General features: G+C 71.6%; 12 protein-coding genes. 8 read left to right on the forward strand and 4 right to left on the reverse strand.

Going from position 1 to position 10,891, the window contains the following annotated elements:
• Window positions 1-69: 69 nt before the first annotated feature.
• The 3 genes from priA to M3B01_RS10110 are packed head-to-tail and all read left to right on the forward strand — an operon-like array spanning window position 70 to window position 2,937.
• Window positions 70-810, forward strand: coding sequence for a bifunctional 1-(5-phosphoribosyl)-5-((5-phosphoribosylamino)methylideneamino)imidazole-4-carboxamide isomerase/phosphoribosylanthranilate isomerase PriA (gene priA, locus M3B01_RS10100; protein WP_259791801.1), 741 nt, complete (start codon window positions 70-72; stop codon window positions 808-810).
• Window positions 803-1,615, forward strand: coding sequence for an SseB family protein (locus tag M3B01_RS10105; RefSeq protein WP_193864580.1), 813 nt, complete (start codon window positions 803-805; stop codon window positions 1,613-1,615). The genes priA and M3B01_RS10105 overlap by 8 nt, the downstream gene beginning before the upstream one ends.
• Before the next feature lie 2 nt (window positions 1,616-1,617).
• Window positions 1,618-2,937, forward strand: a complete 1,320-nt coding sequence (locus M3B01_RS10110) for an MFS transporter (protein WP_259791803.1) — start codon at window positions 1,618-1,620, stop codon at window positions 2,935-2,937.
• Between the two features lie 69 nt (window positions 2,938-3,006).
• On the opposite strand, the gene M3B01_RS10115 is transcribed toward M3B01_RS10110, so the two are convergent.
• Window positions 3,007-3,405: a DUF1844 domain-containing protein gene (locus M3B01_RS10115; RefSeq protein WP_396121490.1), complete on the reverse strand. Its 399-nt coding sequence runs from the start codon at window positions 3,403-3,405 to the stop codon at window positions 3,007-3,009.
• Between the two features lie 110 nt (window positions 3,406-3,515).
• Window positions 3,516-4,448 (reverse strand): DUF4352 domain-containing protein, encoded by a 933-nt coding sequence (locus M3B01_RS14650; RefSeq protein ID WP_311203220.1) that lies wholly within the window; start codon window positions 4,446-4,448, stop codon window positions 3,516-3,518.
• Window positions 4,449-4,813: 365 nt separating this feature from the next.
• Between M3B01_RS14650 and infC the strand changes: the two genes are divergently transcribed.
• Genes infC through M3B01_RS10150 form a run of 5 tightly spaced genes read left to right on the forward strand, consistent with a single transcriptional unit; the run spans window position 4,814 to window position 9,034 of the window.
• A complete protein-coding gene (gene infC, locus M3B01_RS10130; protein ID WP_193864885.1) occupies window positions 4,814-5,458 on the forward strand; it encodes a translation initiation factor IF-3 in 645 nt (214 codons plus the stop codon).
• 24 nt (window positions 5,459-5,482) lie between these two features.
• Window positions 5,483-5,677: a 50S ribosomal protein L35 gene (gene rpmI, locus M3B01_RS10135; RefSeq protein ID WP_193864583.1), complete on the forward strand. Its 195-nt coding sequence runs from the start codon at window positions 5,483-5,485 to the stop codon at window positions 5,675-5,677.
• Window positions 5,678-5,735: 58 nt separating this feature from the next.
• Complete coding sequence (rplT, locus tag M3B01_RS10140) at window positions 5,736-6,116, forward strand: 50S ribosomal protein L20 (protein WP_017824692.1); 381 nt, start codon at window positions 5,736-5,738, stop codon at window positions 6,114-6,116.
• A gap of 12 nt (window positions 6,117-6,128) precedes the next feature.
• Window positions 6,129-6,986 carry an RNA methyltransferase gene (locus M3B01_RS10145; protein ID WP_259791806.1) on the forward strand — a complete coding sequence of 286 codons (858 nt, stop codon included), beginning with the start codon at window positions 6,129-6,131 and terminating at the stop codon, window positions 6,984-6,986.
• The gene (locus M3B01_RS10150; RefSeq protein ID WP_259791808.1) at window positions 6,983-9,034 is read left to right on the forward strand and encodes a bifunctional copper resistance protein CopD/cytochrome c oxidase assembly protein; all 2,052 of its coding nucleotides are present in this window, start codon (window positions 6,983-6,985) and stop codon (window positions 9,032-9,034) included. Before M3B01_RS10145 ends, M3B01_RS10150 begins: the two co-directional genes overlap by 4 nt.
• Before the next feature lie 15 nt (window positions 9,035-9,049).
• Here M3B01_RS10150 and M3B01_RS10155 read toward each other — a convergent pair whose 3' ends face one another.
• Together M3B01_RS10155 and M3B01_RS10160 are read right to left on the reverse strand one after the other, a co-directional pair.
• A complete protein-coding gene (locus M3B01_RS10155) occupies window positions 9,050-9,670 on the reverse strand; it encodes an MBL fold metallo-hydrolase (RefSeq protein WP_259791810.1) in 621 nt (206 codons plus the stop codon).
• Window positions 9,667-10,767, reverse strand: coding sequence for an S-(hydroxymethyl)mycothiol dehydrogenase (locus M3B01_RS10160; RefSeq protein WP_259791812.1), 1,101 nt, complete (start codon window positions 10,765-10,767; stop codon window positions 9,667-9,669). The genes M3B01_RS10155 and M3B01_RS10160 overlap by 4 nt, the downstream gene beginning before the upstream one ends.
• Window positions 10,768-10,891 lie beyond the last annotated feature (124 nt).

The following is a 10,891-nucleotide window of genomic DNA, read 5'->3' on the forward strand; positions in this document are numbered from 1 at the left end:
CCGAATCCCCCCACGCCCCCGAACCCCCCCACACCCCGGTTCCCCCCACCCAGCCTCAGGAGGCACCCCATGACCGCTCCCGTGCTCGAGCTGCTGCCCGCCGTCGATGTCCAGGACGGCAAGGCCGTGCGCCTGGTGCAGGGCGAGGCTGGAACCGAGACCGCCTACGGCGCACCCCTGGACGCAGCGCTCTCCTTCCAGCAGGGTGGCGCCCGCTGGTTGCACCTGGTGGACCTCGACGCCGCCTTCGGTCGCGGGTCCAACGCCTCCATGCTGGCCGAGGTCGTCGCCGCGGTCGACATGAACGTGGAGCTGTCCGGGGGGATCCGCGATGACGAGTCCCTGGCAGCAGCGCTCGCCACCGGCTGCCGCCGAGTGAACCTGGGCACCGCCGCCCTCGAGCACCCCGAATGGACCGCGGAGGTGATCGCCGAGCATGGCGACCGCATCGCGGTGGGCCTGGACGTGCGCGGCACCACCCTGGCCGCCCGGGGCTGGACCCGTGAGGGCGGAGACCCGTGGGAGACCCTCGAGAGGCTCGACGAGGCCGGCTGTGTTCGCTACGTGGTCACCGACGTCACCAAGGACGGCACCCTGCGCGGCCCCAACCTGGAGCTGCTGCGGGAGGTCTGCTCCCGCACCGACGCAGCCGTGGTCGCCTCCGGAGGCGTCTCCTCCCTCGAGGATCTCGTGGCCCTGCGCGGGCTGGTGGCCGACGGGGTGGAGGGCGCGATCGTGGGCAAGGCCCTGTACGCCGGCGCCTTCACCCTTCCCGAAGCGCTCGACGTCGCAGGGCGGGTGGATGACTGAGCCCGGCACCGACAGATCGGGACAGGGCCGCGCACTGCCGGCCCACTTCCGGGAGAAGTCCCCGCTCACCGACACCGCCGGGGTTCCGTGGGCGGGCCGCGACTACGCGCCCAGTCCGTTCCCCGAGGACGACGGCTCCACGCCCCCCGCCCTCGCGGCGGCGCTGGACGCCCACCGACGGGGGGAGGACCCGCACCGCCGCGACCTGGTCGCGGCACTGGCCGCTTCCCGCGTGCTGGTGCCGATCATGGCGGTGGCAACCGACCTGGGAACCACGGCGCACGGTCTGACCGGGGACAACGGGGCCGACATGGCGATGGTGTCCATCACCGCGCCCGACGGCACGCGCGTGCTGCCCCTGTTCACCTCGGTCGCGCAGCTCAGCGCCTGGCGCCGCGATGCCCGGCCCGTTCCCGTGGTGGCCCCACAGGCCGCCCAGGCCGCCGTGCAGGAGCAGTGCACCGCCCTGCTGCTGGACGCCGCCACCCCCGCAGAGCACGGCGGGCCGATCCTGCTGCCGCGCTCTGTGCTGTGGGCCCTTGCCCAGGGACGCCCCTGGACCCCGCCCCACGAGGACCCGGAGCTGATCGCCGTGCTGGACCGCGTGGCCGCCACCATCGGGCCCGTGACGGGCCTGGTGGCACGCCCCGGTTCGCGCAGCGAGGTGGACCTGCATCTGCGCCTGGTCCCGGGCCTCGACGCCGAGCAGGTGCGTGCAGTGGTGCAGGAGATCTCCTCCCGTCTGGGTGCCGAGCCCCTGGTCGCCGAGAGGGTCAGCTCGCTTCGCCTGGCGCTGGAGTCCTGAGGATGGACGCCTACCGTCGGGTGCTGAGCATTCCCGGCACCGCCGCCGTGCTGCTGCTGGGCCTGCTGGCCCGCATCCCCTTCTCGACCCTCGGCCTGCTGCTGACCCTGCACACCGTGCTTACGCTGGAGCGCAGCTACTTCGAGGCCGGTCTCATCGTGGCCGCCTCGACCATCGGCACGACCGTCTCCTCTCCATGGCGGGGCAGGCTGCTGGACAGGTACGGGCTGCGCCGCGCAGTGATCCCCTCGATCGTGATCCAGCCGCTGGCCCTGATCGCCGCCTCCCTCGCGACGTACGAGGCGCTCGTGCTGATCGCCTTCGTGGGAGGCATGTTCAGCCTGCCCGTCTGGGCGATCGTGCGCACCTCGCTGTCGGTGCTGGTGCCCGCCTCACTGCGCCGATCGGCCTTCGCCCTCGACTCCATGACCACGGAACTGGTGTTCATGGCGGGGCCGGCAGCGATCACCATCGCGGCCCTCGCCATCACCACCCAGGTCTGCCTGGTGATCGTGGCGGCCCTGATCGCACTGGCCGGCATCGGACTGCTGATCGCCGATCCGCCCACCCGCAGCGACCAGGTGATGCTCCCCACCAAGCTGCCGCCGGCGCTCGCCGCCAGCGAGGGAGCAGCTGCCGCGCAGAAGGAGGGCTACGCCGAGCAGCGCGTGGCCGAGGACCTCACCACCGGGCAGATCCCGGTGGTCGACCCGCAGGCCAGTGCGAGTGCCCGTGCCGCGCTGCTGAGCCTGGGCGGGATGGCCGCGCTGATCGCCACCGCCGTCGGCTCCACCACCATCACCGCCACCGACCTTTCCCTGGTCGCGATCCTCGAGCGCGCAGGCTCCACGGGACTGATCGCCCCGATCATGACGGTGTGGTGCGCGGGCTCCCTTGTGGGCGGCTTCGCCTACGGGGCGGCTCGACGCACCATCGGCCCGCTGTGGGTGCTGCTGGCCCTGGGCCTGCTGTCGATACCGGTGGGGTTCGTCCACAACCCCTGGCTGCTGGGAGTCGCCGTGTTCGGCGCCGGGCTGGCCCTGGCGCCGATCATCACCGCGACCAGTGAGTCCATCTCCCGACGGGTCTCCGAGGAGGTGCGCGGCGAGGCGATGGGATGGCACGGCAGTGCGATGACCATCGGCGCCGCCGTCGGGTCCCCACTGTTCGGGGCGGTCATCGACGGCCTCGGACCGGCCTGGGGCGTGGGGACCGCCGCCCTGCTGGCCACCGGCGTCGCGGCAGCCGGACTGATCGCGACCGGGATCCGACGGGCGCACCGGCGCCGGGTGCTCCAGGGACGCTTCGGAGAGGTCGCCTGAGCGGACAGTGGCCGTGCGAGGACTGTCGAGCGATCTGGTGCAGGGCGCGGTGAGCGGGAAGCCCTGGTATCAGGAGACCCGGCCGGTCCACTTCTCGCCGGGCGCCTGCCCGGGCGGATCCGGGAAGGGCAGCGCCTCGGCGAAGGCCAGCTGCAGGGAGCGCAGACCATCGCGCAGCGAACGCGCGTGCACGCTGCCGATCTCAGGCGCGGCGGCGGTGACCAGGCCGGCCAGGGCCGTGATCAGCTTCCGGGCCTCGTCGAGGTCCTGGTACTGACCGGTCTCCTCATCCTCGGCCAGTCCCACCTTGACCGCCGCGGCGCTCATCAGGTGCACGCACGAACTGGTGATGATCTCCGCTGCATTGACATCGGCGATGTCCCGCAGCTCCTGCCCCGCGCCGCCCGGGACGGGTTCAGTGACGCCGGCGGCGTCGGGTGCGGGTTCGGGGCGGGGCGACTGGTCCACGGTTCTCCTGCTGAGGTGTCGGCCGGGACCATCATCGGGCCCCGGGAGGTGCCGGCGGGCCGGGCCCGCGCATCGGAACCCACAGTAGAGCGAAATCGGCGCGGGAGTGCTCAGCCCCCGAGCGTGAGCTCTCCCGTGAGCTCACCGGTGCCGCCGCCTTCTGCCCAGAACAGTTCGATGTGCACCGAAGCGGGCTCGGTACCCACCGGCACATCGAACACCGCGTGGACGGCGGTGCTCTCACCGGCATCCGCGGTGCCGCGCGGCTGGGTGGGGGCATCGAGGATCTCCGAGGCGTCCGTGTCCGGGGTGATGGTGTCGCCATCGGCGGTCTCGAGCTGCATGGACGCGTTGGTGACGAGGACGGTGCGTTCCGAGGCATTGTCCACGTCGATGGTCACCACCACGTACTCACCCTCGGGCTGCGACCGCCCGTCCTGTCCCCGCAGCTCGGTGAGTCCCGCCCGGGTGGAGACCTCGGTGACCGTGACCTCGCCGATGGTGAGCCCGGGGCCGCCGCCGGCCGCCGGCTGGTCCGTGTCGTCGGACCGGGCGGGATCGGGCTCGGAGGAGGGGGCCGGAGCGCCGGGGTCCTCCGCCGCGGGGCCGTCGCCGCTCAGAGCCCGGATGGCGATCACTCCGCCGCCGATGCCCAGGACGAGGACCAGGACGACCGCCGAGATGGCCGCCAGCGCCAGGTGGCGCGGCCGTTGCCGGGGCTCAGGCTCCGGCGCGGGCAGGGCGGGCGCACGGTTGGGGCGCGCCGGCCTGGGAGGCGGGGTCGGGAAACCCTCGGGAACGGGACGCAGCACCGCCCTGGGCGCGGTGCCTGTGGGAACACCGGTGGAGGGGTGGGAGCGGGAGGCGGTCTCGCTGCCGGGGCCGTCCGCCTGTTCGGGAGCCACTTCTGACGTGGAGCCCGCGGATCCCGGGGAGTCCGGCTCGGTCGGCGAGCCCGGGCCCGCATGCTCCGTGGCACCGGACGGAGAGCCATCCGTCGCCCCGTCGGCCGGGATCTCGGAGCCGTCGCGATCGGTGGCCACCAGGTCCCCCTCGGTTCTCGCTGTTCACTGCGCGACGCACATCACCTGGACGGCGAGCGTGCTGCTGGTAGGATAGTGGACCGGAACATGGCGTTTCCCTATCGTTCAGATCCTTGTCCAGGCCTCCTGAATGCCGGTCTCCAGAGGACCGGCTCCCCGGAAGGCGCAGCCCGTCACCGGGCCTGGCGCAGCGGATCAGTTCTCGGAAGTGGAGTCCCCTCCCACCTCGTGGCTCACGGTCACCAGGTCAGTATCGCAGCCGGGCGCAGCGCTCGGTCGGCGCCTCCCGGCGTCGTGCATCACGGGGCCTCCGCATCTGCGGGGGCCTTCGTCATGTCCGACACGAACCGAGGTGAGGAGCCAACATCAGCGAACAGCGCATCAACGGTCAGATCAGGGTGCCCAAGGTCCTTCTGGTCGGTCCCGCCGGCGAGCAGGTCGGCATCGTCCGGGTGGAGGACGCCCTCCGCCTGGCCAACGAGGCGAATCTCGACCTGGTCGAGGTGGCGCCCGGGGCCAACCCGCCGGTCGCACGCCTCATGGATTACGGCAAGTACAAGTACGAAGCCAATCTGAAGGCCCGTGAGGCGCGCAAGAACCAGGCCAACACCGTCCAGAAGGAAATCCGGATGGGCCTGAAGATCGACAAGCACGATTACGAGACCAAGCGCCGCAACGTCGAGAAGTTCCTCGCCGGTGGTGACAAGGTCAAGGTGATCATCCGGTTCCGCGGCCGCGAGCAGTCCCGCCCCGAGATGGGCGTCAAGCTGCTGGGCCGCATGGCCGAGGACGTCTCCGAGTACGGCTTCGTCGAGTCGCACCCGCGACAGGACGGCCGCAACATGGTGATGGTCTTCGGACCGCACAAGAAGAAGGCCCAGGCGATGGCGGAGGCGCGCAAGCGCCGGTCCGACGCCGAGAAGGCCGCCAAGCGCGGCGATGACACCGCGTCCACCACGCCCGACGGGACCGAGGACGCCGCCGAGTCCGGCGCCGATTCCCAGTCCTGACACCGCACGAAGGAGAACAGGCAGATGCCGAAGAACAAGACCCACTCGGGCACCAAGAAGCGCGTCCGCGTGACCGGCTCGGGCAAGCTGATGCGGGAGAAGGCGAACGCTCGCCACCTCCTGGAGCACAAGTCCTCCAACCGCAAGCGCCGCCTCGGCAGCGACACCCAGGTGTCCAAGGCCGATACCAAGCGCATCAACAAGCTGCTGGGCCGCTGACGCCCTGCGGGGCCGCAGCGCCCCGCCCCACATCCGTAGAACGAAGCAAGGAGTACACGTGGCACGCGTGAAGCGGGCGGTCAACGCCCAGAAGAAGCGTCGGGAGATCCTCGAGCAGGCCAGCGGCTACCGCGGTCAGCGCTCTCGTCTGTACCGCAAGGCCAAGGAGCAGGTGCTCCACTCGGCCACCTACAACTACCGCGACCGCAAGGTCCGCAAGAGCGACTTCCGCCGCCTGTGGATCCAGCGCATCAACGCCGCGGCCCGCGCCAACGGCATGACCTACAACCGCTTCATCCAGGGCCTGGGCCTGGCGGGTGTCGAGGTCGACCGTCGCATGCTGGCCGAGCTGGCCGTCAACGACGCCCCGGCCTTCGCGGCCCTGGTCGAGGTCGCCAAGGGCGCCCTGCCCAAGGACGTCAACGCTCCTGCTGCCTGACCGGCGCCTTTCGTGACCGACGAGCGCCCGGACCAGTCCCCGATCACTTCGCCCCGCTCAGAGCGGGTGCGCAGGATCGCGGCACTGGCCGGGCGCTCGGCACGTCGCAAGCAGGGGCGCTTCCGGGTGGAGGGCCCACAGGCCGTGCGCTCCCTTCTCGCCGAGCGCCCCGATCTGACCCTCGAGCTATACCTCACCGAGCGCTGCGAGTCCGATCACCCCGAGCTGGCAGCGCTGGCCGCAGCAGCCCGGATCCCAATGCACCGGGTGGAGGACCCGGCGCTGCGGGCAATGGTGCGCGAAGGGGAGGGCGCGCTGGTCACACCTCAGGGCGCAGTGGCTGTGGGTCGCCTCCCTCAGGAGGACGCCCGCAGCGCGGTCGAGGCGATCGGAGCCCAGCCCGCCGAGGGGCCGCTCACCGTGGTCGTGCTGCACGAGGTGCGCGACCCCGGCAACGTGGGCACCCTGATCCGCACCGCCGATGCCGCCGGTGCCGATCTCGTGGTCCTCACCCGCACCAGTGCGGACCCGTACTCGCCGAAGGCCGTCCGGGCCTGTGCGGGTAGCCTGTTCCACCTGCCCGTGGTCACCGGGGGCGATATCGACCAGGTGCTCGCTGCATTGGCCCACAGCCACGTGGTGGCCGCGGCGACCAGCGGCCACGCATCACTGGACCTGTTCGAGGCGGAGCTGCCGGCACGCATCGCATGGCTGCTGGGCAACGAGGCCCATGGACTCGACGCCGCCACCCTCGAGGCGGCACCGCTGGCGGTGCGGATCCCGCTGGCCGGCCGCGCCGAATCGCTCAACGTGCACACCGCGGCCACCGTGTGCCTGTTCGAGACACTTCGCCGGCGGGGACGCGGATGACAGCCCGCCGTCTCGCCCTGCTCACCCTTCCCGCCCTGCTGGCGCTGACGATCGGCGCCGCACTGCTCGGGCTGGTCGCCACCGGTGCCGCCGCACCGCAGACCCTCGTACCAGCCTCCCCGCTGGTCACCTGGGGCGTTCCCGTCGTCCGCGCCTTGCACCACCTGGGCCTGCTGCTCGCCGTCGGAGCAGGAGGCACGGCGGTCCTCCTCCTGCCGGGCCCCTCGCGCCGGGAGGTGACCAGCCTCGCCGGTGCCCGGGGGCACACGGTGCGGATCGCCGCCGCCGGTGCCGCACTGTGGGCGGCGGCATCCCTCGCCCTGGTGCCGCTGGGCGGTCTGGAGGCCGCGGGAGCCGGGTCCGGCCTCGCCGTGTGGGACATCGCGCTGTCGACCGAGCTGGGGCGCCTCCAGCTGACCATCGCCGTCATCGCCGCGATCAGCGCAGCCTTCTCCGCCGCGGCCCGTTCCACGGTGATGGCGGCGTGGGGGCTGGCCTTCGCGGGCATCGGCACCGGATTCCTGGGGCTGGCCGGCCATGCGGGCGCCAGCCTCGACCATCTGAACGCTGTCAACGGCATGGCCGTGCACCTGGTCGCGGTGACCGTGTGGGCCGGCGGGCTGCTGGTGATCGGGCTGATCAGCCCCCTGCTCGATCAGAGACAGCTGGCCGTGACCATCGGCCGGTTCTCGCCCTGGGCGCTGGCAGCGGTGGTGGGGCTCGCGTTCAGCGGGGTGCTCAGCGCCGCGATCCGCATGTCCTCCCTCGCCGAGCTGGCCACCACCGGCTACGGGCGCATCGTCGCCCTGAAGGCACTGGCCCTGGCGGGTCTGGCTGTGCTGGGTGCGCTGCAGCGACGGCGTCTGGGGGACCGGGTGCGGTTCCGCCACCTGGCAGTGACGGAGGGCGCGGTGATGGCCCTGGTGATCGGCGCCTCGATCGCTCTGGGTCGCAGCGCACCCCCGGTGCCGCAGGAGATCCCCGCCGTGGGCGACCTGCGGGTGCTGTCCCTGGCGGGGTTCTTGCCTCCCGAGGAGCCGTTCAACCCGACCACCATGTTCACCGAGGTGCAGCCGGACTGGGTGGCCCTGCTGCTGGCGGTGGTGATGGCCGGCTTCTACATCGCAGGGGTGGTGCGTCTGCGCCGCCGCGGCGACCAGTGGCCGATGCTGCGCACGGTCCTGTTCGTGCTGGGCTGCGTGGCGTTCGCCTGGGTGATGAGCGGTGGCGCTGCCGCGTACGGCCGGTTCCGGTTCGACGCCCACATGGTCCAGCACATGGCCATGATGATGATCGTGCCTCCCCTGTGGGTCATGGGCGGTGTCGTCACCCTGCTCTCTCGCGCGCAGAGTCCGCGCACCGACGGCTCCCGCGGGATCCGCGAATGGGTGTTGGCGGCACTGCACTCCGGCTATGCCCGGACCGTCTCGTCACCGCCGCTGGCCGGGATGTTCTTCGCCGGTTCGCTGGTGGTCTTCTACTTCACGCCGCTGTTCGAGCTGGCGATGTACCACCACCTCGGGCACGTGCTGATGACCGTGCACTTCCTGCTGTCGGGATACCTGTTCGCGTGGGTGCTGATCGGCGTGGACCCCTCCACCCGGCCCATCAACCCGGTGATGAAGCTGGTGACACTGCTGGTGACGCTGGCCTTCCATGCGTTCTTCGGGGTGGCGGTGGTCTCGGCCACCTGGCTGATCGCCGAGAACTGGTACACGGACCTGGGGATGTACACCGGCGAGCAGCTGGCACTGATCCAGACTCGTGGAGGCTCGATCATGTGGGCCGTCTCCGAGATCCCCACCGTGCTGTACGCCCTGGTGGTCGCCGTGCAGTGGATGCGCTCGGAAGACCGGCGCGCCACCCAGTGGGATCGCAAGGCCGATCGAGACGGGGAGGCCGAGCTCGCCGCGTACAACGCCTACCTGGCATCGATACGGGGCCAGGCGCCCTCCGGCGAGGGGCCCTCCGGCGAGGAGCCGTCCGGTGCGACGCCCTCCGGCGCGGAGCCCGAAACCCCGGACGCTGGAGAGCGCCGCGCCCCCTGAGGCAGCGCGGACTGCTCAGAGCCAGTCGCCGGTGGCGCTCTCCTTCTCCGCCCCGATGGTGGTGTCGTCGCCGTGGCCCGTGTGCACCACGGTCTCCGCCGGCAGCACGAACAGGCGCTCGCGGATCGACTCCTCGATCGTCTCGCGATTGGAGAAGGAGCGCCCGGTCGCACCGGGGCCGCCCTGGAACAGGGTGTCGCCGCTGAACAGCGCACCCAGCATCTCCACGTAGTAGCAGGTGGAGCCGGGGGAGTGGCCGGGGGTGTGCAGGGCCTCGATGTCGGCCCCACCCACGCTGAACACGTCCCCGTCGGCCACGTCGTCGTCCCACGGCAGGTCCCCGTGGGTCAGCTGCCACACCTCACGGTCCTCGGGGTTCATCAGCAGCGGGGCCTCCAGCTCAGCGGCCAGCTCCGGGGCGAACCGCACGTGGTCGTCGTGGGCGTGGGTGAGGAGGATGCCCACGCATTCCCGCTCGCCCACCAGGTCCTTCACGGCCTGGACGTCGTGCGGGGCGTCGAACACCACGCACTGCTGGTCATCGCCCAGCACCCAGACGTTGTTGTCCACCTCGTGGGTCTCCCCGTCCAGAGTGAAGGTGCCGGAGGTGACGGCGTGATCGAGCCGGATGCTCATCGCTCGATCACCGCCACGGTGCGCAGGGTCTCGCCGTCGTGCAGGGAATCCATCGCCGCATCCACTCCTTCGAGAGTCGTCCTGCCGGTGACGAACCGGTCCAGGGGGAGCCGACCCTGCAGGTACAGGTCGGTCAGATAGGGGAAGTCCCGTTCGGGCAGGCAGTCGCCGTACCAGGAGGACTTCAGGGCGCCGCCGCGACCGAACACGTCCAGCAGCGGGAGGGTGAGTTCGACACCGGGACGAGGGACGCCCACCAGCACCACGCGGCCGGCCAGGTCCCGCGCGTAGAACGCGGTCTCGTAGGTGGCGGGGATGCCCACGGCGTCGATCACCACGTCGGCTCCGACGCCGCCGGTGAGCTCCTGGACCTTCTCGGCGATCTCCTGGGGCTCCAGGCCCTTGGTGTCGATGGTGTGGGTGGCTCCCAGCTCCTCGGCCGCGGCGAACTTCTTGCCGTCCACGTCGAGCCCGATGATGGTGGTGGCCCCGGCGAGCTTCGCACCGGCGATCGCCGCGCAGCCCACGCCGCCCAGGCCGATCACGGCCACGGACTCGCCGCGCTGGACGGCGCCGGTGTTGACCGCGGCGCCGATGCCGGCCATCACTCCGCAGCCCAGGAGCCCTGCGACCTCGGCGGGGGCGTCCTCGTTCACCTTGGTGCACTGGCCCTCGTGGACGAGGGTCTTCTCGGCGAAGGCCCCGATCCCCAGGGCAGCGGTGAGCTCGGTGCCGTCCTCCAGGGTCATGGGCGTCGAGGCGTTGTGGGTGTCGAAGCAGTACTGGGTGACGCCCTTGCGGCAGGCACGGCACTGCCCGCACACCGCGCGCCAGTTCAGAACCACGTAGTCACCCACCTCGACATGGGTGACGGCCTCGCCGATCTGGGCGACCCGGCCGGCCGCTTCGTGCCCCAGCAGGAAGGGGAACTCGTCGTTGATGCCGCCGTCGCGGTAGGCCAGGTCGGTGTGGCACACCCCGCAGGCCTCGATGTCGACCACCACATCGTTCGGGCCGGGATCGGGGATCACGATGTCCACCAGCTCCGCGGGCTGCTTCTCTGCTCGGGCGACGACGCCCTTGACGGTCGTGGGCACGGGTCCTCCTGGGTGCTCGGGCTCTGCTCATCAGCCAGCCTAGCCGCCGGGCCTCCCCCGTGGGCCCCCCCGGGGCGGGGGCGGGCCCCCGGCCCGACTCGGACCAGGCCTCGCCGGCCCTGAC

Source organism: Brachybacterium sp. p3-SID957 (assembly GCF_025144775.1).
GTDB lineage: Bacteria > Actinomycetota > Actinomycetes > Actinomycetales > Dermabacteraceae > Brachybacterium > Brachybacterium epidermidis.